We start from the raw sequence: 21,309 nt of genomic DNA, 5'->3' as shown, positions 1-21,309 counted from the left end.
GAAAGAGGTCGGAGTTCGGAGTTCGGAGTTCGGAGTTCGGAGTTCGGAGTTCGGAGTTCGGAGTTCGGAGTTCGGAGTTCGGAGTTCGGAGTTCGGAGTTCGGAGTTCGGAGTTCGGAGTTCGGAGTTCGGAGCGGCAGGATGGGGGTTAGGTGCGAGTGTCAACCTTAGAGTTGCCGCCCGGTCCTCTTAATCCGTGTCAATCTGTGTAATCTGTGGATGTTTCTCTCTTTTCTGCGTTCTTCTGCGTGTTCTGCGGATGATTTAGTCTTTCCGCCGTGGTCGCCGTGGCTCGCCGTGGTCGCCGTGTGAACTCTTACGTTGTGCCCGCCATTTCGCTGTGCCCGCCGTGTGACACGAAACGCTCCATTTGTGGCATTTCCTTATCAGGAAGCCGGCAACCGGACGGGGCGGGTCGGGCGGTGGCGATGGGGATGCCGGCGGCCGAACCTCGACGAGAGGATGGGAGCCATGGTGCTTAGCCCTTCGGAATATAACTGGTCGTGAGCGTGGCCGACGTAAAAGCGCATGGTCGCCGTGGCCGGCTTGGTGTGGCCGGCAGAAATCACGTAACTGGATGGCAACAGGCTTGACGGCTTCACTGCCGCCAACATCGCAAACAGGGCGTGTTCGACCGCCCAGCGCTGTTCCGCATGGACTGCTCCGGTTCGGACGAGGGTTTTCTCGATCAACGGCAGATCGAGGAAGCCGTTCCGAAGGGCGGCGACCCCGGAGTTGAGCTGGCGGAGGGGTTCGATCCCAAGCCGGTGGTTTATCGCCGAGAGAAGTTCTGAAGAGAGATTCCCGGCACTCCCGAGGAACAGGCTTTCCTGCCACCCGTCCTGGTCCCACCAGAGCAACTCTTTGGGCGTGAGAAAAAAGAGGAGGTCACAGCTGAGAACGAGCTGGTTGAATTCCTCAAAAAGCGTGCACGTGTCCAGCAGCCTGACCAGCGATGGGCAGTCCCGGCGGAGCAAGCGCGTGTGCGGGAAAGCCTTCAGCTGCTCTGCCATCCGGGCATCTGCGTCAGCTCGAGTAAGGAACTGCGCGAATGGCGCCACGGCCATAAGCTGCGCCTGAACGGTGCGGTCGCACGTGCCGTCATCGTGAAACGTCACCGGCCACGCTTTGCCGCAGGCATGGAAGAGCGACGCGAGCATCCAGAGGCCGCGCTCCCAGCAGCGACGGCCGATCAGAACATGCACCCGGGTGGTTTCACCGTTGCGAGGGGGCGGCAGCTGAAGGTTAGTCGCGTCGTTCAGACTGGCCCGCCGACTCCATAGACCGCTCACGCCCCAATCTCGCTTTTCCTGAAACAGCCACGCGTAGTGGTTGAAGTGAAATCCCAGCTTTTCTGTCCAGCGCATGCGAAGTTCTCTTTCCGCAGAGCTGATGTATAAGGTCGGGGCAACGGTAACAAGCTACATTTACGGGGCTTACATCTTCTTAATAGATAGTGGGAAAATCCATAACAACACCAGGCGGATCTCAGTCTAACAGGTCGTAACCGGGCAAAGTAAGGAATTCGACAAACTCTTCCGTGGTGATCAATCGCTGAAAAAGATTGCCGGCCGCCTCGTAACGGCCGGAACGAAATCTTTCCGGACCGACCAGCGTTTCGAGTTTGGACATCTCGTCCGTGAACAGGGTTCGGAACAGGTCCGGATCCAACTTGCGGCCGTCCTCGAGTTTTCCGTTCGGACTGCGTAACCATTGCCAGAGTTGCGCCCGGGAAATCTCTGCCGTGGCGGCGTCTTCCATGAGATTGAAGATCGGCACGGCGCCGGAACCGCGAAGCCAGGCTTCAAGGTATTGGATACCGACGCTGATGTTGATCCGGGCGCCCTGTTCTGTGATCGGGGCCTTCGGTTCGAACCGCAGCAAGTCGGCCGCGCTGACGTTAACGTCGTCACGCCGGCGATCAATCTGGTTAGCGGCCGGCATGACCTGGTCAAAGGCTTTATAAGCTACCGGCACCAGACCCGGGTGCGCCACCCAGGTCCCGTCGTGTCCGTCGGTGGCTTCACGGTCCTTGTCGGCTTGCACCTTTGCAAACGCCTGGCGGTTGGCTTCATCGTTGTTCTTCACCGGGATCTGCGCGGCCATTCCGCCCATCGCATGAATCTGCCGGCGATGGCAGGTCTTGATGCAGAGGAGGGAATAGGAACGCATGAAATGGGTGGTCATGGTCACCAGAGCGCGGTCAGCCAGCACGAAGTCCTCACGGCTCCGAAAACGCTTGATACAATTGAAGATGTAGTCCCAACGCCCGCAATTCAGGCCGGCGGAATGGTCCCTGAGTTCGTGCAGGATCTCATCCATCTGGAAGGCGGCCGGGATGGTCTCGATCAGCACCGTTGCGCGAATGCTGCCTCTGGGAACGCCTACTTTATCCTGGGCCAGGTTAAAGACGTCGTTCCAAAGCCTCGCCTCCAGGTAGCTTTCCATCTTAGGAAGGTAAAAGTAAGGGCCGGTACCGCGAGCCAGCAATTCCTTGGCATTATGGTAAAAGTAGAGCGCAAAATCGAAGAGCGAGCCGGAGACCGGACGACCGTCGATCCGGATGTGTTTCTCGACCAGATGCCAGCCGCGCGGCCGCACGAACAGAACCGCCGGATTCTCGTTTAATTGATAGCTCCTACCCTCCGGACCCGTATAGGTGATCGTGCGCCGGACCGCGTCATAGAGGTTGCGCTGACCCTCAATCATGTTAGCCCAAACGGGGGCGTTGGCATCTTCGAAGTCCGCCATGAAGACTTTCGCGCCGGAGTTCAGCGCGTTGATCACCATCTTGCGATCGGTCGGTCCCGTGATCTCAACGCGGCGATCCATAAGGTCCGCCGGGATCGGCGCGACGCGCCATTCGGATTCCCGGACGTGCGCGGTTTCGGGTAGAAAATCGAGGTTTTTGCCGCGATCCAACTCGCGTTGGAGTTGCTGGCGACGGTCTAAAAGGTCCAGGCGCCTCTGGTCAAAGGTATGGTGGAGTTCAGCCAGCAACTCAAGTGCGCCGGCCGACAGGATCATTTCCTGAGAAGCGCTGGGCGGGCCGGAGACGACGATGGGGTCGGACGAAGAGTCGTTCATGGGAAGTAGTGTCGGGTGTCGGGTGCCGGGTGTCGAGTGCCGGGTGCCGGGTGTCGCGAGTCATGCGAAATCCGGGAATTGCAGATCTGCGTCGAATTTTTCGGTTGTGAGCATAAAAAGTGCTGAGGTGCCGCTCAGGTGTTTTATGGAAACGCCGTTAGAGAAATTGAGCATGAATTTGACCCGCGAGAACTGGGCGGCCCTGGAAGAGGTCGCGATGATTCTCGGCATGACGCCGGAGTTCTACTTGAACGAAGTGGTGGGACGGATGGTGACGGACGCATTTGCCAAGGACAAAGTGCGTTTCGTGGCGGAGGAAGCCCAACAGTACAGCTACGCGACCAACCGGGCCGCCGAGGCGGTTGCCGACCGGATCAACGAACTCTCGGTCGTTGCGCATCTCTGCGGCGCCGAGAGCATGTTTTCGGCCGACGTAACCCGGAGCGAGAACGGGCGGTTCCGCCTCGACATTGACTTTCTTAACAACGGCGAGTGGAACCGGGTAACCCGCCGGGCGGTGTAAGGTAAGGGCCGGGGCCGGGGCAGTATTTGGCCGCGATCGCCTTAAAGCGCGATCGGCGCGGCAAGGCACGCATCCGGAATGCCGAACGCATCGACCAAGGCGACGGCCTCCTGGCTGAGGTCGCGGCACAACCTGAGCGCGACGGCACGGATGGCGCCGCTTTTCGCGGTCGTGAAAACACCCTGTTCCAGGTACCAGGCTCGATGCTCGTCGAGGTGCGTCAGGGCAAACAGGTCCGCCATCCGCTTGAGTACGGCCTGCAGCGGCCGGTTTTCGACCCCGGCGATCGCCTCCGTGAAATACTCCAGGATGATCCGCTCCGAGTAGGCGTGCGCCAGTTCGAGCAATTCGGGCTGCAAACGAGTAAAGGCCGTGTAGGAAGCGGAGTTCGGGGTTCGGAGTTCGGCGTTCGGAGTTCGGCGTTCGGGGTTCGGGGTTCGGCGTTCGGGGTTCGGGTCAGCGGCCTGTTCAGATGAAAGCACCCGGCGAAACAGCTGCGCAATTTTCGACAACAATGCGTCCTCGCGATACTTGAAATACATCTGCTGCACGGCCGGATCGAGCAGATGCTCCTTGGCAACGTTCAGGCATAAGTGCGGGCTCTGCTTTACCACCTGGGCAAACTTTCGCCGGACAAAAAAACCAGCCAGCTGCGCCGGACGCAGATGCTTTAATTTATCGCCGAACTCGGTGAGCAGGTTTTTGGCGACGAGTTGCATCAGCACCGTGTTGTCACCTTCGAACGTAGCGTAGACGTCGGTGTCGGCCTTCAGCGCGGCAAACCGGTTCACCGCCATGTAGCCTTCGCCCCCGCAACTTTCCCGGCAGGTTTGAATGGTTTTGGTGGTATTCCAGGTGACAAAAGCCTTTAGGGCTGCCGCCAGCGTTTCGACGTCGCGGGAATTGCCCGGCGTTGCCTTTTCGTTCAGCCGTACGAGGCGTTTCAAAGCGAAGTCGAGTGCATAGGCGTTCGCCAGGAGGGGCATCAGCCTCGTCTGGTGTGCGGGGTAATCCAGGAGCAGCGTTTCCCGGCCGGCTTTCGGCGGTCCGAACTGGCGCCGGCGCGCCGCGTAGCGGATCGCGATCGTCAGCGCGGATTTGGCGGCGCTGTTGGCCGTGGCCGCGATGCTTATCCGTCCGGTCACGAGGGTGCCGATCATGGTGAAAAAGCGGGCGCTGGCGCTCTTGATTTCGCTGCGGTAAACGCCCTCCGGGGTGACTTCGGCAAAGCGGTTCAGCATTTCGAGCCGCGGCACCCGGACGTGGTCAAACCAGAGTTGACCGTTGTCGACCCCGTTCAGGCCCATTTTCAGGCCGTTATCTGCAGTGGTGATGCCCGGCAGCGGGTGACCGGCCTCGTCCCGGATCGGGACCAGAAACGCATGCACGCCGTGCCGCTCGCCGTTTACCTCGAGTTGGGCAAAGACCGTCGCCAGGCGTCCATGTTCGCCGGCGTTGCCGATATAAGTTTTCCCGGACGAATAGGAAGGGCTGTTGATGATAAACGCGTCCGTCGCGCGATCGTACACGGCCGTGGTTTCGAGCCCCTGCACGTTTGACCCGTGACCGATCTCCGTCATGGCAAAGCAGCCCGGCAGGCGTGCTGTCACGGCGTCCACCAGGTATTTGCGGCGATGGTATTCGGTTCCCAGTCGCTGGATGCTCCCGGCAAATAATCCGAACTGCACGCCGACCTTGATGACCAGGCTGAGGTCGTGGAACGCCAGGGCTTCAAAGGCGGCGATGAACTTCGGCAGATTTTCTTCGCCGCCCAGTTCGCGTGGGATGAAAATGCGGCCGAGTCCGGCTTCAGCGAGGCTAACGGTCCAGGCCAGCACTTTGGCGCGGTAGGCGGGCACGTCCAGGCCGTCATCGTAGGAAAACTGCGACACCAGATTTTTGACCATGGTCCTGGTCTCGGCAAACTCGCCGTCGAGCAAGGCTTGTAACGCTCTGACCTCAAACGCGACCGGTTTGCGTTCGATCGGCGGAAAGACCGGCCCTTGCGGGGGCCGGTCCGGAGGGGCGTCCGGCAAGGGGCGATCCAGGTTGAGCGCAGGTTTGGACAACGTTTCTTTCATAACACGACACGACCTTCAGGATTGCGGCGGACCACCGGCACTCGATTCAGGCCCGGGCGCCGAAGCGTAAAAGCGGTCCCCCCGCGCGGCTTTGTCGGCCAGGAGAGCGCAAGGGGCGAAGTAATTGCCGACGCGTTTCTGTAGTTCCTGCAAACGGGCGACGACGGCCGGCAGACTGGTGGAATCCGCGTAATTCAGCGGGCCGCCGCGGAACGGTGCCCAGCCCGTCCCCATGATCATGCCGAAATCGACATCCTCCGGAGCGGTCACCACGCCCTCCTCCAGGCACCGGGCCGCCTCGTTCACCATCAGCAGGACCATGCGGTCCCGGAGTTCAGCGTCGTCGACCTGGGGCGCCTGCAGCGCCTGAAATTCGTTCAATTGGGAGTTGAGCGTCTCCTTGCCTTTGGTCTGGTAATCGTAAAAGCCCTTTCCCGATTTGCGGCCCAGCCAGCCTTTCTCGAGCATGCGCGGCAGGACGGCGTTAACCGGAGGGAGATGGGAAAGCCGCTGAGTCAGATCCGTGGCGACGTGGGCCGCGACGTCGAGCCCGACTTCGTCGCCGAGGCGGAGCGGCCCCATCGGCATCCCGAAGTCGAGCATGAGGCGGTCGATGCGCTCCGCCGGATAACCTTCCTGGAAAATACGAACCGCCTCTATCAGGTAAGGCAACAGGATGCGGTTAACGAGAAAGCCCGGGCTGTCCTTCACGAGGACGGGCAGTTTGCCGATGGCTTTCGCGAGCTGCACGGCGGTAGCCAGCGCAAGCGGACCCGTGCGCGGGCCCCGCACGATCTCCACCAGTTGCATCCGGTGGACGGGGTTGAAGAAATGGATGCCGACCACTTTTTCCGGATGCGGCAGGCCGTCCGCGATGGCGTCGATCGACAGCGCCGAGGTGTTGGTGGCCAGCACCCGGCAGAACGGAACCTTTTCCTCAAGTTGGCGGAACACCTGGCATTTCAGATCCAGTTTTTCGACGGCGGCCTCAATTACAAGATCAACATCGTGCAGCGGGATGTTGTCCTCAAATACCGGCAGGATGCGGTCAGACCCGGCGCGGGCTTCCGCTTCGGTAAAGATGCGCCGTTTAACCGCGTCACGATAAAGCTTGGCGATGGCCTGCATGCCTTTGCCGAGCGGCTCGGGCCCGATGTCCTTCAGCACGACCCGCAGCCCGCGCGCGCTGAGCCATTGCGCGATCCCGGAACCCATAATGCCGGCGCCGACCACCATGGCCCGCCTGACCGGCAACGGCTTTTCCGCGGATTCGACCGCCAGCTTCTTTGCCCGTTCCTGCAGGAAGAATACCCGGATCAGGCTAGCGGCCGGCTCGCCCATCGCCAGGTTGATAAACTCGCGCCGCTCATTGGCAAGCGATTGCGCGGGCGATGATGTCAGCCCCGCCACGGCAACCTCCAACGCTTTGAGGGGAGCGGGGTAATTACCCCGCGTCTTTGCCAGGACCCGTTTTCGCGCCTGCGCCGCGATCACCTTGGAGAGGGGAGCCCGGTTGGCCAGGTGAGGTTTGAGGCGGCGCTTTTTGCCCTGGAGCACGAGTTTTACGGCTTCGGCGAGGATCCGTTCCGGGTAAGCCACGCCGTCGACCAACCCGATCTTGAGCGCAGGTTTCGCGGCGTGCTGTTTTCCGGCTAAAATCATCTCGAGCGCGGCAGGCAAACCGATCAGCCGCGGCAGGCGGGTCGAGCCGCCCCAGGCTGGCAGAATGCCGAGGTTGGTTTCCGGAAGGCCCAGCTTGGTTGCGGAATCCAGGGAAGCCACCCGGTAATCGCAGGCCAGCGCGATTTCCAGGCCGCCTCCCAAGGCAACGCCGTGAATGGCTGCTGCGGTCGGGAACGGCAGGCGGGCGATCCGGTCGAAAGTCTGCTGGCCTTGGTCAATCAAGCGGCCCAGGCGTTGCGGATCGCGTTCCCGGCTGAACCCATTCAGGTCTGCACCCGCAATGAAGATCCTGGGTTTCGCGCTCCGGAGGACCAGCCCCTTGAGGCTCCCGCCCTTCGCCTCCAGCGACTCGAGTTGCTGGTTGAGTTCGTCGAAAGTCGGCTGGTCAAAAATGTTGGCGGCGGAGTCCGGACGATCAAACGTCAGGACGGCAACGCCGGAATCAAGAAGTTCGCAACGGAGATTGCCGCTCACGGCCATGGTCCTGGTAAAGTGGGTTAATTACGATTCAACCAAAGCGCACCGCCCTGACCGCCGCCGACGCAGAGGGAGACGAGCGCCCGATGCTGGTTGCGGCGATGCAATTCTTTCAGGGCCGTAAGCACCAGGCGTGTTCCGGTAACCCCGACCGGGTGCCCCAGCGCGACGGCGCCGCCGTTCACGTTAAGGATTTCGTCAGGAATTTCTCCCAGCGCATCCTCACGTCCAAGGTGCTGGCGGCAGTACTCGGCCGAGCGCGCCGCGAGCTGGCAAGCCAGCACCTGGGCGGCAAACGCTTCGTTGATTTCGATAAGTTCGGCGTCTTTCAATCCCAGGCCGGTTTTCTGTTCGGCCCGTTGGATCGCGTAGACCGGCCCGAGCCCCATCCGGGAAGGGTCAAGCCCTGCGTAAGCGTAAGCCTCGAGGCGCCCAAGGGGTTGCAGGCCGGATTCGCGCAAGGCCTTTTCGGTCATCAGGAGCAACACGGCAGCCCCGTCGGTAATCTGCGAAGAGTTGCCGGCTGTTACCGTACCGGTCACGGGTTCAAAAACGGGCTTGAGCTTTCCTAACGCTTCCATGGTCTGGTTTTCGCGCGGACCGTTGTCCTGATCGAAATAAGGCTTGCCGTTTTTGGATTTGGTCAGGTAGACGGGGGTGATCTCTTCACGCAGCCTCGGGCGGGCGGCGATCGCTTTGTGGTGTGATCTCAGGGCAAACTCATCCTGTTGCTCCCGCGAGATATTGAAATCCCGGCTGAGGTTTTCAGCCGTTTGGCCCATGTTCAACCCGCTGATCGGATCCGACAGGCCGAGCTGCAATCCGATGCGCGGCCGCAGGTCAGCCGGGCGGAAACTGGCTATCGCGCCCAGCTTTTGCGGAAGGGTTTTGGCGCGCGCCAGGGCTCCGATCTTTTTAGCCGTTTCGTACTGGTAGAGCAGGGGCACCTGGGACATGCTCTCGACCCCTCCGACGACGTAGACGTCGCCTCGTCCGACGAGCATTTTTTCCGCTGCTTGCGTCACTGCTTCAAATCCGGAAGCGCAGTTCCGGTGGACGGTAATAGCCGGGACCGAGTCGGGGACGCCCGCCCGGAGGGCCACGACGCGCGCGACATTGGCGGCTTCAGCAGGCTGGCCGACGCAACCCAGGATGACTTCCTCAATGGCAGCCGGATCAATACCGGTGCGGGCGAGCAGCATGCTCATGGCGGCTTTGCCCAGTTCGACGGGGTCACTGTCGGCCAGGGCGGTGCCCGCTTTCGCGAACGCTGTGCGGAGGCCGTCGACGATGTAAATAGGTTCGTTCATAGGTTCAATCGGGCCATCTTGCTCGCCGGCGCAAGATCGCTGGAAGATCAGGTTGTAGTCGAAGGACCCAGGCTACCCTCGGCGCGGCGCCGGCCGGCCGGCTCATACCGGTCGAGCTTGGCAGCGAGTTGCTCCTCTCCGGCGTACAAGCCGGCGATGGTCGGGGCATAACGCTCGGCGATGCGCTTCCGGCGCAGTTTCATCGTGGGGGTGAGTTCTCCATTCGCAATCGACCATTCGGACGGCAGGAGCGCATACTTCTTGATCTGCAGGTACCGGCCGAAGCCGGTGTTCAACCGGGCAACCTCCGCATCGAACAAACGTTTTACCTCCGGACGGTGCAGGATTCGCCCTCGTTCCGCCGGGGTCCCATCCTGAAGGCCGAGAGTGCCGGTCAAGGCGGCAAAATTCGGTACGATCAACGCCGCCGGGAATTTATGATTTTCGCCGACGACCATGACCTGGGCGATGTAAGGTGACTCCTTGAACCTGTTTTCGACTTGTTGCGGCGCGACGTATTTCCCGCCGGACGTCTTGAATATCTCCTTTTTGCGGTCGGTGATTTTAAGAAACTCTCCGTCGAATTCCCCGACGTCTCCGGTGTGGAGCCACCCTTGCGGGTCGATCGTTTCCGTGGTGAGGTCCGGGCGCAGGTAGTAACCCGCCATCACGTTCGGCCCACGATAAAGGATCTCGCCGTCTTCGGCGATTTTAACTTCGCCGCCGGGGATGACGGGACCCACCGTGCCGATCCGGTGGCGATTGCCCCGCGGTCGGTTAACGGAGATCACTGGGGCAGCCTCAGTCGGACCGTAGCCTTCGTACACCGGCATTCCGGCGGCCCAGAAGATTCGCGCCAACCTCGGCTGCAGGGCGGCCGAGCCGGAGATGATGGCGCGCACGCGGCCGCCGAACGCCGCCCGCCACTTCCGGTACACGAGACGATCGGCCACGGCCCGGCTCACCTGTTGGGAGATGGTCGGCGGGCGCTCAGGGTCGTACCGCATAGCCAGCCGGAGCGCCCAGCGAGCAATGATTCGTTGCGGCGCAGGCAGGTGCTCAATTTTTTCCAGGATCGTTTCGTAAATTTTCTCGAGCAAGCGAGGCACAGTCGAAAAGAGGTGAGGCCGCACCTCGCGCAGGTTGGCCGGTATCGTGTTCAGGTTCTCGGCGTAATAGACAGAGACGCCGGAATAGATGTAAATATTGATGAGCGTGCGTTCGTAGATGTGACAGAGCGGCAGAAAAGAGAGCGCGCGCTCGTGGTGCGCGCTCAGCACCAGTTCTGCGCAGACGATCGCGTTGCTCGTAAGATTGCGGTGCGAAAGCATCACCCCCTTGGGAGTTCCGGTGGTCCCGGAGGTGTAAAGGAGCGTCGCCAGGTCGTCGGGTTGTACCCGGTCCCGTAACGACGCCAACGTCTGTCTGGCGCCGGCGTCTAATGACGCGGCGGCGGAGGCGGCGAGTTCCCGCCACGAGGTTGCCCCTCCGATTTCATCGTACGTATAGATCTGCTGCAGGGCCGGCAAGCCATCCGCGGCCGCGGATAACGCGCGGTACAGGCGTTCGCTCGAAGCAAAGGCCAGTTTGGCCGCCGAGTGTTCCAGGACGTACCGGAATTCCTCAACCGGAAGGTTGGGGTAGATGGGAACGTGGACCGCCCCCAGGGACATGACGGCAATGTCGATGATGTTCCACTCCGGGCGATTCATTTCGGTAACGCTGGCCACGCGGTCACCCGGCCTGATACCCTGGCCGTACAACCCCCAGGCCAGGGCATCAGCCGCTTCAATCACCTCGGCGGTCGAAAATTTTTTCCATTCTCCGGCCACCTTGTACGCGAAGGCGTCAGCCTGGGGATAGTGGTTTAGTTGGTGCCGGATAAAATCAAAGACCCGGGTCGGGGCAACAGCTTGGGTGCACTCAGCCATACAGGGCGTGAACCTGAAATCGCAAATTAGTTAACCCCCTAAAGTATCCGGTGAGACGCCCCGGAATGCAATCCTTTTCGGGCGCTGCCGGGATGCACCATTGGGGTATAGAATTGGATTGTCTTCGCGGCCGAGTTTGCGTTTCCTCGGTTTGGAAACTCCGTATGATTGGCGTTTTCCTTAAATTTATCCCCCTCAATGGTCAAACCAGTGACGATTAATGGAAGAGCGGCCAGGGCCATCCTGGTTTGCGCGGGTCTGGCGACCTTTGCGTTTCCCGGCAATTCGCGTGCCGGCAGTTTCCTGTTGAACGAACAAAGCGTAAGCGGTCTGGGGTCGGCCTACGCCGGCGGCGCCGCGCAGGCCGAAGATGCCTCCACGATCTTCTTCAACCCGGCCGGAATGGCCCTGCTGGACCGCGGCGAGTTGCAGGCAGGCGGCCAATACCTCATCCCGACCGCCTATTTCCACAACGACGGCTCTCGACTGCGAGCTCCGGGCACTCCCTTCAACGGTGAACCGCTGACCGGCATCGACAGCGGTGACAGCGGCAAAGACAAGCTCTTGCCGAATTTTTACCTGTCCCAACCGGTCTTTCGCAGCCGCAACTACGGGGATTTATCCGTCGGTTTCGGCCTGAGTGTCCCGTTCGGCCTGGAGACGGATTACGATCCGACCTGGGTCGGACGTTACGTCGCCCTTCGCAGCAAACTGACCACGCTGGATCTCCAGCCATCCATCGCCTACCGGTTTCTGGACCGCATCTCGATTGGCGCAAACCTGGACGTTCAGTACGCCTCGGCCCGGCTCAGCCAGGCAGTAGACTTCGGCGCAATCGGCGCCGGGGTTTTGAACCAGACATTTTTTCCGTTGTTGCCGCCGGCGGTTCGGGGGGCGGTAGCGGGCGCGTACGCCCGGGCCGGTTTTGTACCTCAAGGCCGCGACGGCGTTTCGGAATTGTCGGCCAGTAGCTGGGACCTCGGCTTCACGGTAGGCGGGATTATTGAGTACCTGAAGGGCGATGAAAATTCGTTCTTTCAGGATGGCCGGATCGGCATCAGCTATCGCTCGGGAATTACGCACGATCTCCATGGTTCCGCTCAGTTCCGGGGTGTTCCGGCGCTGACCGCGCCGGGGTCCCCGGTGCAGTTTCCGGCCGCGGCGGCTTTACAGGGGACCTTTTTTAACCAAGCCGTCAGCGCGCGTCTCGACTTGCCGGATGTCTACCATTTCAGCGTTTACCAGAGATTTTTGCACCAGTTCGCGCTCCTCGGCGACATTGCCTGGACGCGCTGGAGCCGGTTGCAGCAAGTCCCGATTATGTACAGCAACCCGCTGACCGAGGCCGCAGCGGGCCAAGCCAGCAGCCTGAATATCGATTACAAAGATTCGTTGCGTTATGCGATCGGGTTCGAATGGTACGCATCGAAGTGCCTGACCTTACGGCTCGGTTTTGCTTACGACGAAACGCCGATCCGCAACGCGGAAACGCGCAATCCTCGGATTCCTGACGACAACCGTTATTTCGTCTCGGGAGGCCTGCAGTACCGGCCGGCTTCCTGGGTAGCGTTTGACGTGGGGTACGCGCACCTGTTCGTTGGTAATGCAGCGGTCGACGTCACCGATGCCCAAGGCCATAACGTGCGAGGATCCTTCGACGCGAGCGTCGACATCGTGAGCGCCTCGGTGACGTTTCTGTGGGGCGGGCCGAAGACGGCCGAAGCGCCGTCGACAGAAGGGAAAGGGACAGGCAAGGGTTACCTGAAGTGACGCCTGGCAGCCGGCCGGGGCCATAGCCGGGGCAAACCTAAGTTCCGGAGCATCGAAGCAACTCCCCTCGAGAAACCGAAAGACTCCGAATTTTTCGGGCTACAAGGCCGCTTCTTGTACGTGAAATCCCGGCAGCGCTACGAGAAATCAATACCAATTAAACGCTTATTGCGGTAGAAGCCCGGCGGGAGGGGGTTACTGCTGGGTGCTCCGCACCCTGTTGAATTGGTCTTACACCATTTAGACAGTTATCGTGGTGGAATTTCGACCGGATTTCAGCCCCGAAGCGGCGCTGGAACATAGCCCAGGGTTTACCCCACGGCCCCTTAGTTAAAGGCGGCAGGCCGGGCGTGGTCTTCGTCCCTGCGGGACGAAAGCATCCCCCTCGCCCCTGACTGCAGGGCCGTGGGGTAAACCGTAGGCTAAGTTCCGCCACCCCTTCGGCCTATCGCCTCAACTTCCCGGGCGACGGATATTCAGAAACCATCCCATCTTAAACCGCCTTCTGCCGGGAACGCGTTTGCTGAACACGAGCTGGGCGATGACGTTCGCCAGCGTGACCAGGGCGACCAGGACCAGGGATGCCGTCCAGGCCAGCTTGATCTGATACGGGTAGGGCAGCCCTGAGAAGTTGTAGATCAGCACGGACAAAGACGCGGTCGGCTGCATGATGTTCTGAAGCCAGTACTCGCTGAAAAGCGCGGTGAACAGAACCGGCGCGGTTTCGCCTGCGGCGCGGGCGACGGCCAGCATGATCCCGGTCATGATGGCCGGCAACGCCTCGGGCAGAACAATTCGGTAAATGGTTTGAAACCGCGTGGAACCGAGTCCATAGGCAGCCTCCCGGAGGGCATTTGGAACGCCCAACAAAGCTTGTTCCGAAGTGAGCAGGACGGTCGGCAGAGCGAGCACCGCCAGCGCAACCCCGCCGGCCAGGGCCGAAAACCCGCCGGTGGTGATGACCACCACGGCGTAGGCGAAAACGCCGCAGATAATTGAAGGAATGCCCGTCAACAATTTGGCGATGAACCGGACCATGCGTGCGAGGCGGGAATGACGGTCGTATTCGCAAATGTAAATCGCGGAACAGATCCCCAAGGGCGCAGATAACACGAGCGCAATGACTACCATGACGATCGTGCCTTGAATGGCGTTGCCGAATCCACCCCCTTCAAGCCCGGGCGCCGGGGGCAGGCCCGTAAAAATGCTCGGTCGCAGGAGTTCGCTGCCGTTCCGCACGACCAGGTACACGATCGAAAACAGAGGGATCAGCGTCAGAAAGGAGATGGCGACGCAGAGGATGGTCCAGAACTTGTCCATCCCGAGGCGGGCCTTGTCGCGCGGCTTTTCAGCTTTCAGGGTTTGAGGAGCGGTGAGGGTGGCGCCGGCAGAGTCCATAGGGAGGTAACCTTGCTTGAAGGCGGGGGGGCGGAGGCGTGACGTTAGCGCAAACCGGCGGTAGCTTTTTGGGTCTGGCGAAGAATAAACTCGCCGGCCATGTTCACCAGGAGAGTAAGCAGCACGAGCGAGAATGCGGCGTACATCAGCGCGCTTACCTGGATGCCGGATGCTTCAGGGAATTGGTTGGCAAGCAGGCTGGCCAGGGTGCCCGCCGGTGACAGGAGTGACCAGGACAAGCGCGGGCTGTTGCCGATGAGCATGGCCACGGCCATCGTCTCGCCCATCGCGCGGCCGAAACCAAGAATCGTCGCCGCCACAATGCCGGGCGAGGCGGTCGGCAGCAGAATCCTGAAAATCGTTTCCCAGCGCGTGGCGCCGATGGCGTAGGAACCTTCGCGCAACGTCCTGGGTACGGCGACGAGGGCGGTTCGGGAGATTGCGGTGATGGTGGGCAGGACCATCAAGGCGAGGACCAGGCTCGCCGTGAGCATGCTGTTTCCGTAGACGGGCCCTTTGAAGGCAGGAATAAAGCCGAGTTTCGCGCTGAGCAATCCGCCCCAGCGTTCCACGAGCGGGATAACCACCGCGATGCCCCACAAGCCGTAAACCACGCTCGGGATCGCGGCGAGCATTTCCACGACAAACCGGATCGATTGCCGCACGGCCGAAGGCAGGAAATTCTCACTCAGGAACACGGCGATCGCCACACCCAGCGGCAGCGCGATCACCAAGGCAATGGTGGAACTCAGGGCCGTCCCGAACAAAAACGGGAAGGCCCCGAACTGCTGGCGGTTCGGGTTCCAAACCGCCTGGGTAAAAAAAGCCAGGCCGGCTTTCTGCATGGCCGGCCAGGCCTGAACCAGGATGCCCGCGACGATCCAGATCAGGGTTCCTACCGTCGCGGCCGAAGCAGCCCAGCAAATGACCAGGAACGGGTCGAGCTGCAAACCTCGCTTCCGAAACGGGCCGGTGGAAGAAGATGCTTTTTGGTTTTCAGCCATACGGGTGCGCCCGATTTTTTCGGCTCAGGAAACGGCTGCTATCGCTATTTGACCTCGTTCAATGCCTCCAGGCTTTTATCGGCAACCGCTTTCGGCAAAGGGATGTAGCCCAGGCCCTCCGAGAACTTCTGACCATCGGCCAGCCCGAAGTTTACGAACGACTTAAGCGTGTTCCACTTGGTTTGGTCGGCGTACGTCTTATACAGCAGCAACCACGTAAAGGTGGCGATCGGGTAGGCGTCTTTGCCGGCCGGATCCGGGACCCAGGCGCGCAGCAGGTTGGGCGGGAATTGCGCCTCCGCCAGCGTGGCCGCGCCGGATTCGGGCGTGGCTTTGACGTAATTGCCGGACTTGTTCTCGAGGGCGGCAAACTTCAGTCTGTTGATCACCGCGTACCCGTACTCGACGTAGCCGATGGCCCCGGGGGATTGCTTGATCAGCGCGGTAACGCCGTCGTTTCCTTTGCCGGCAACGCCTACCGGCCAGGTGACGGTGGTGCCTTTGCCCACTTTATCCTGAAATTCCGGGCTGACGGCGCTGAGGTGCTGGGTAAAAACAAACGTCGTACCGCTGCCGTCGGATCGTTCGCAGGCCGAGATCGGGAGATCCGGCAGCTTGACGCCGGGGTTTGCCTTGGCGATCGACGGATCGTTCCACTTGGTCACTTTGCCCAGAAAGATCCCTGCGTAAGCCTCTCGGGATAGTTTCAGATCGTTGACCTCGGGCAGATTATACGCGAGCACGATGCTGCCGGCCGTGGCCGGGATCAGCACCACGCCCGGTTTAACCTTCGCGATCTCTTCGTCGGTCATGGCGGCGTCGCTCGCACCGAAGGTTACCAGCCCCTGGGTGAATTGCTTGATCCCGGCGCCGCTGCCGATCCCTTGATAATTGATCTGAATCCCTGAGTGGGCCTTTGTGAATTCAGCAATCCAACGCTGGTAAAGCGGAGCGGGAAAGGTCGCCCCGGCGCCTTGGAGCTGGGTTGCCGCAAACCCTGAAGTGGCAACGAGCGAAACCGGCAGGACGGACAACAGTAGTAGGATGCGTAACGCGAGTTTTCTCATAACGGGACCCGGACCCCATTTCGATTGTCGAAGATGCGTTTTGCGGCAAACCGAAGTTTGTTACATTTCCGTCACTCCTGCGGCTTTTTACGCCCGGAGGGTGCATCTGGTGCACTTTGGGGTGCGAACTTTCTTCGATGAACGTTTCGCGGCAGCGCTGCATCCGGTTTGCGCTTGCCTTCGCATTCGTACTCTGGGCGGGTTCGTCCTCGGCCCAGGATCTGCAACCAAGCCCGTCCCTGACGCCCGAGGAAGTGGTGCAGGTCCAGATCGATGCCTTACGCCGCAACGATATTCCGAGTCCTGACGCCGGGATTGAGCGGTCCTTTCGATTCGCGTCACCCTCCAACCGGTTGGTCACCGGCCCCCTGGCTCATTTTACCACGATCGTGCGAAGCCCGCCTTACTCGCCGCTGCTCAATTCGATCTCCGGGACGGTGACCGATACCCAGGTAGAAGGCGATCAGGCCAAGGTGCTGGTGCAGATCGTCTCAGCAAGCGGACACGAGGTCTATTACCTGTTTCTGCTTTCGAAGCAACAGAGCGCCGAATGCCGGGGCTGTTGGATGACCGACGCGGTGTTGCGACTCGAGCGCGAACGTTCCGGCACCGACGAGGTGGCGATCTGACTGACGACGCGGTTCATAGCCGCCGCGCCGGCCGAAGCGTTTGACGGCAAAGCCGCTGCCGCCGATATGCAGGCGTGCCGGCGTCGACCATTCATCAATTGTCCTTTTCTGCCAGGGGCGCCGTCTGGCTGGCGTCGCTGCTGCTGAAGGCGCTTTGCCGCACCCTTCGTTACCGCATTCTCGACGAGGCTGGGTTCCTCCGCGGACCGTATCCGACTCCGGTGATCATGCTGATCTGGCATAACCGGATCCTGGCGATGCCGGCCTTGTTTGTGCGCCGATACCCTAAGCGCAAAGGGTTGATCGTCCTCACCAGCCCGAGCCGGGATGGCGCTTACCTGGCGGAATTCGTCCGGCAGTTTCGCATGGGCGCGGTTCGGGGTTCCAGTTCGCGCCGGGGCGCAGCTGCGTTGCTCCACCTCACGCGGCGGGTCGAGGAACGGTATGATATCTGCATTACGCCGGACGGCCCCAGGGGTCCCCGGTACCGGTTGCAGCCGGGGGCGCTTCTCCTTGCACAACGGGCCGGGGTCCCGCTGATGCCGTTCCTGATCGAGTACAGCCGTTACTGGCGGTTGAAATCCTGGGACGGTTTCGCCATCCCTAAGCCGTTTTCGCAGGTCACGGTGACGTTGCTCCCGATGGTTACGGTGCCGCCTGATTTGTCCGAGCAAGCGTTTGAACGGGCGCGCGCCGGGATCGAGACGGCGATGGTCGAGCGCATGGTGATGCGGTAACGGGAACGGGTGTCGGGTGTCGGGTGTCGGGTAGGGGATGGACTCCGTCTTCAGGCCGGTCTAACCTCAGGTGCTCAGCCGGTGATACAAAAGTAGGACCTGCATGAGTTAATCGGAGCAGCCAAGGTCAGCGGGGCTCAGGGAGCCTATCCTTTGAGCGCTGGTGCCTGGACTGCCGAAACTCTTGATTTCGGACGCGGAGTTTTTCTAACACTTTCACCTTTTCCGACATGGGCAATGCCGCCCGGGTTTTTCGCCGGCGTCTTTTGGCGGCAAGGTAGTCGGTTAAAAGCTTGGGCGCTGCGCCCTGCAGTTCGGGATCCATTTCACGGCCTCCTCTGCGGTCCTTCTGGCAGCTTACAAACGGTGGATTGCACCTCAAAACATTAGATCCAAGCTATGCGCGTGACCAGCCACACCGTGAATCGGCCCGGAAATCGGGCGGCGATCGTTGCAACCCGATAATAACGTGATAGTAGGCGAGGCATGCGTCTGCTCGTCACCGGCGGGTGTGGGTTTATCGGGAGCAATTTCATTCGTTACGTGCTGGATCATTACGATCCGGAATTCATTACCAACGTCGACGCGCTCACGTACGCCGGATCGCTGGCCACGACGGCGGATCTTCCGCTGCGCTTCGGGGATCGCTACGAGTTTATGCACGCCGATGTTGCCGATCCCGAAGCTATGGACCGCATCCTGGGCGCCCACAGTTTTTATGCGGTGGTCAACTTTGCCGCGGAAAGCCACGTGGATCGCAGCATCGCTTCACCGCAACATTTTGTGCACAGCAATGTGGCCGGGGTGGCAGTGTTGCTGGACGCGGCACGGCGCCACGGGGTCAAACGCTTCGTCCAGGTCTCGACTGACGAAGTTTACGGCCCCGCCGGTGACCACGAGGAGTTTACCGAGGAAAGCCGAATGAACCCGAGTTCGCCCTACTCCGCTAGCAAGGCAGCGGCCGACCTGATCGTGTTTTCCTATTTCAAAACGTTCGGGCAAGACGTTGTCATCACCAGGAGTTCGAACAATTACGGTCCCTATCAACACCCGGAAAAGCTGATCCCGCTGGTTATCGTGCGGGCATTGGAAGGGCACATGATCCCGATTTACGGCGACGGGCGCCAGCAGCGGGACTGGCTCTACGTGGAGGATAACTGCAGCGCGATCTTCACGGCGTTGATGAACGGAAGAGCCGGGGAAATTTACAACGTCGCCTCGGGCGAGGAACGGGCGAACCTGGACGTGATCCGGGCGATCCTGACCGAGTTAGGCGCTTCGGAAAAGCTCCTGCAGCACGTTCCGGATCGGCCCGCGCATGACCGCCGTTATGGAATTTCAACGCGCAAGATCCGGGATGAGCTTGGCTGGAAGCCGCTGCACCGGCTTGAGACGTCGCTTGCCAAAACCATCCGCTGGTACCAGCAGAGCCGTCCCTGGTGGTACGCAGCCGTCCAAACCGTTTCGCCCGGCAGGCCATGGCCAAACGGATCGTAATCGTCGGCAAGCGCGGCCGGCTCGGCGCCGCGTTAGCCCGAGAGTTTGCCTCCGGGTACGAAGTCATCGCCCTGGGACGAGAGGACCTTAATTTGTCCGCTCCGGTCGCCGGGCAGCTTGCCTTGCCCGAATTCGAAACGATGCTCAACTGCGCTGCCGCGACCAGCGTCGACTGGTGCGAGCAAAATCCCGGATTGGCGCAACGGTTGAACGGCGAGGCGGCGGGCGAGCTCGCCGAGTTTTGCGCGCGCCGCCGTGCCCGTCTGGTTCACGTCAGCACCGACTACGTGTTCGACGGCAAAAGTCCGGCTCCCCTGACGGAAGAGAACGCGCCTGACCCGGTCAACCGGTATGGCCGGAGCAAACGGCTAGGTGAACTCGCGGTTCTTACAGCCAGCCCGGACCACCTGGTGGTGCGGGTCTCGTGGGTGTTTGGCCCGGACCGTCCGAGTTTTATCGACCAGTTGATCGCCCGAGCGCAGAGCGAAGCGGCCGTTGCCGCCGTCGCCGATAAATGGTCCGCGCCGTCTTACACCCTGGACATTGCCCAATGGTTGCACCCGATCCTGCCGGAACGATCGGTAAATGGGATTCTGCACCTGTGCAACGCCGGCCGTTGCAGCTGGAAGGAGTGGGGTGAAGTTGCGCTCGCCGCCGCAAGACGGCTCGGGATACCGATCAGGACCACGGAGGTAGCGTCGCTCACCCTGGCTGAGATGAAGCAGTTCAAGGCGCTACGACCGGTGCATACCGTCATGGCCACCAAGAAATTCCAGACGTTGGCCGGCGTGCAACCCCGGCCCTGGCAGGAAGCAGTGGCCGCGTACGTCGACCGGCATTATCAAACCGCATGAGGTTGCCGCGGCAGATCACGACGGAAAGGGGCGCTTGTACCGGTGGATGCCTGATGCTTTTGCTGGGCCTCGTGCTCGTCGTCGGCGCACTGTTGTGGGGGGCGGTGTCGACCTACGAAGGCGCTTACCAGATGACGTCCGGCACACCGCGTGATCTGGGGCCGCCGCCCACAGCCGCCGAAGAGAACAGTTTTCAATCCAAACTGGCGCTGGTGCGCCAGGGACTGCAGGAAAACGGGACCAAAGAGTACGCCTTCTCGGCCGCCGATCTCAACGCATGGCTCTGGGCCGGCGGCACCAATGCCGACCTGGCGAAACACCTCCGCTTGAGAATCGAACAGGACTGGCTCGTCGGCGAACTCAGCGTGCCCCTGGCGTTCATGCGCGACGTGCCGTTCTTGCCTGGAATCAGCCAACGATTCTTCGATGGCCGGATCGCCGCCCGCTTTGCCGTGGAGAACCGGGAACTGACGGTAAAGAATTTTGACCTCGAAGGCAACGGACGGCGCCTCGCATGGCTGTTCACCGGCCAGAGTTACCGCGAAACCATTGCCAACGGCATCAAACGGGGAATTCGCGCCCGCCTGCCGGCAGGCGACCTCCTGCTTGCCCGACTCGAGGGATTTCGCATCGAACAGGACCAGGTGTACCTCACACTTCGCGGCGGGCCCTAGAGAATGCCACAAATGAATGCCACAAGCCGAAAAATGCCACAAATGGAGAGTGCCGGGTGCCGAGTGCCGGTTACACGGCGGGCACAACGACTGCGTTCACACGGTAACACGGGGGGCACAGTTAGGAGGGCGGGCACAGTGAGGAGGGCGGGCACAGTGAGGAGGGCGGGCACAACGGAAGAGTTCACACGGCGAACACGGCGGGCCGCGGCGACCACGGCGGGAAGACGAAGAGGAAGAGGAAGAAGGGGAAAGCGTTCGGAGTTCGGAGTTCGGAGTTCGGAGTTCGGAGTTCGGAGTTCGGAGTTCGGAGTTCGGAGTTCGGAGTTCGGAGTTCGGAGTTCGGAGTTCGGAGTTCGGAGCGGCAGCATGGGGGCGAGTTGCCGGTGTCAAGCTCCGGTTTCGTGGATCTTTTTCTGCGTTCTCTGCGTGTTCTGCGGATGATTCGGTCTTCGCACCGTGTGAACGTGACCCTCCGGGGAGATCGGACGTGGTTCTACGACGCCTCCGAGCTCCGAACCCCGAACTCCGAACTCCAAACTCTTTCCCCCCTCTTCCCGCCGTGGTCGCCGTGGCTCGCCGTGTTCG

16 protein-coding genes are annotated in these 21,309 nt (G+C 61.1%); 7 read left to right on the top strand and 9 right to left on the bottom strand.

The window, feature by feature from the left end; all coding sequences use genetic code 11:
- Positions 1-385 precede the first annotated feature (385 nt).
- Both JO015_22050 and aceB read right to left on the bottom strand, forming a co-directional pair.
- Positions 386-1,366 (bottom strand): hypothetical protein, encoded by a 981-nt coding sequence (locus JO015_22050; GenBank protein ID MBW0001790.1) that lies wholly within the window; start codon positions 1,364-1,366, stop codon positions 386-388.
- A gap of 121 nt (positions 1,367-1,487) precedes the next feature.
- Positions 1,488-3,086 (bottom strand): malate synthase A, encoded by a 1,599-nt coding sequence (gene aceB, locus JO015_22045; GenBank protein MBW0001789.1) that lies wholly within the window; start codon positions 3,084-3,086, stop codon positions 1,488-1,490.
- 172 nt (positions 3,087-3,258) lie between these two features.
- Here aceB and JO015_22040 point away from each other — a divergent pair, with 172 nt between their 5' ends.
- A complete protein-coding gene (locus tag JO015_22040) occupies positions 3,259-3,609 on the top strand; it encodes a hypothetical protein (GenBank protein ID MBW0001788.1) in 351 nt (116 codons plus the stop codon).
- Between the two features lie 41 nt (positions 3,610-3,650).
- On the opposite strand, the gene JO015_22035 is transcribed toward JO015_22040, so the two are convergent.
- Genes JO015_22035 through JO015_22020 form a run of 4 tightly spaced genes read right to left on the bottom strand, consistent with a single transcriptional unit; the run spans position 3,651 to position 11,091 of the window.
- The gene (locus tag JO015_22035; GenBank protein ID MBW0001787.1) at positions 3,651-5,690 is read right to left on the bottom strand and encodes an acyl-CoA dehydrogenase family protein; all 2,040 of its coding nucleotides are present in this window, start codon (positions 5,688-5,690) and stop codon (positions 3,651-3,653) included.
- Between the two features lie 15 nt (positions 5,691-5,705).
- The gene (locus JO015_22030) at positions 5,706-7,847 is read right to left on the bottom strand and encodes an enoyl-CoA hydratase/isomerase family protein (GenBank protein ID MBW0001786.1); all 2,142 of its coding nucleotides are present in this window, start codon (positions 7,845-7,847) and stop codon (positions 5,706-5,708) included.
- Positions 7,848-7,870: 23 nt separating this feature from the next.
- Complete coding sequence (locus JO015_22025; protein MBW0001785.1) at positions 7,871-9,160, bottom strand: thiolase family protein; 1,290 nt, start codon at positions 9,158-9,160, stop codon at positions 7,871-7,873.
- Positions 9,161-9,207: 47 nt separating this feature from the next.
- Entirely contained in the window at positions 9,208-11,091 is a 1,884-nt protein-coding gene (locus tag JO015_22020; GenBank protein ID MBW0001784.1) for a long-chain fatty acid--CoA ligase, read from the bottom strand.
- 198 nt (positions 11,092-11,289) lie between these two features.
- On the opposite strand from JO015_22020, the gene JO015_22015 reads away from it, so the two are divergent.
- The gene (locus JO015_22015; protein ID MBW0001783.1) at positions 11,290-12,861 is read left to right on the top strand and encodes an outer membrane protein transport protein; all 1,572 of its coding nucleotides are present in this window, start codon (positions 11,290-11,292) and stop codon (positions 12,859-12,861) included.
- Positions 12,862-13,314: 453 nt separating this feature from the next.
- On the opposite strand, the gene pstA is transcribed toward JO015_22015, so the two are convergent.
- Genes pstA through pstS form a run of 3 tightly spaced genes read right to left on the bottom strand, consistent with a single transcriptional unit; the run spans position 13,315 to position 16,330 of the window.
- Complete coding sequence (gene pstA, locus JO015_22010; protein MBW0001782.1) at positions 13,315-14,259, bottom strand: phosphate ABC transporter permease PstA; 945 nt, start codon at positions 14,257-14,259, stop codon at positions 13,315-13,317.
- Positions 14,260-14,303: 44 nt separating this feature from the next.
- Positions 14,304-15,263: a phosphate ABC transporter permease subunit PstC gene (pstC, locus tag JO015_22005; GenBank protein MBW0001781.1), complete on the bottom strand. Its 960-nt coding sequence runs from the start codon at positions 15,261-15,263 to the stop codon at positions 14,304-14,306.
- A 44-nt stretch (positions 15,264-15,307) separates the two neighbouring features.
- Positions 15,308-16,330: a phosphate ABC transporter substrate-binding protein PstS gene (pstS, locus tag JO015_22000; GenBank protein ID MBW0001780.1), complete on the bottom strand. Its 1,023-nt coding sequence runs from the start codon at positions 16,328-16,330 to the stop codon at positions 15,308-15,310.
- 137 nt (positions 16,331-16,467) lie between these two features.
- Here pstS and JO015_21995 point away from each other — a divergent pair, with 137 nt between their 5' ends.
- The 5 genes from JO015_21995 (at position 16,468) to JO015_21975 (ending at position 20,721) form a co-directional block, all read left to right on the top strand.
- Entirely contained in the window at positions 16,468-16,959 is a 492-nt protein-coding gene (locus JO015_21995) for a DUF4864 domain-containing protein (GenBank protein ID MBW0001779.1), read from the top strand.
- A gap of 98 nt (positions 16,960-17,057) precedes the next feature.
- Positions 17,058-17,696 (top strand): lysophospholipid acyltransferase family protein, encoded by a 639-nt coding sequence (locus tag JO015_21990; protein MBW0001778.1) that lies wholly within the window; start codon positions 17,058-17,060, stop codon positions 17,694-17,696.
- A gap of 486 nt (positions 17,697-18,182) precedes the next feature.
- The gene (rfbB, locus tag JO015_21985) at positions 18,183-19,193 is read left to right on the top strand and encodes a dTDP-glucose 4,6-dehydratase (protein MBW0001777.1); all 1,011 of its coding nucleotides are present in this window, start codon (positions 18,183-18,185) and stop codon (positions 19,191-19,193) included.
- Positions 19,175-20,047 (top strand): NAD(P)-dependent oxidoreductase, encoded by an 873-nt coding sequence (locus tag JO015_21980; GenBank protein ID MBW0001776.1) that lies wholly within the window; start codon positions 19,175-19,177, stop codon positions 20,045-20,047. The genes rfbB and JO015_21980 overlap by 19 nt, the downstream gene beginning before the upstream one ends.
- Positions 20,044-20,721, top strand: a complete 678-nt coding sequence (locus tag JO015_21975; GenBank protein MBW0001775.1) for a hypothetical protein — start codon at positions 20,044-20,046, stop codon at positions 20,719-20,721. Before JO015_21980 ends, JO015_21975 begins: the two co-directional genes overlap by 4 nt.
- The last annotated feature ends 588 nt before the right edge of the window (positions 20,722-21,309 follow it).

The sequence above is a fragment of the Verrucomicrobiota bacterium genome (assembly GCA_019247695.1).
In the GTDB taxonomy this organism is placed as follows: domain Bacteria; phylum Verrucomicrobiota; class Verrucomicrobiia; order Chthoniobacterales; family JAFAMB01; genus JAFBAP01.
Note: the sequence above shows the minus strand (reverse complement) of the source record. Positions and strands in the feature narration are given on the sequence as shown.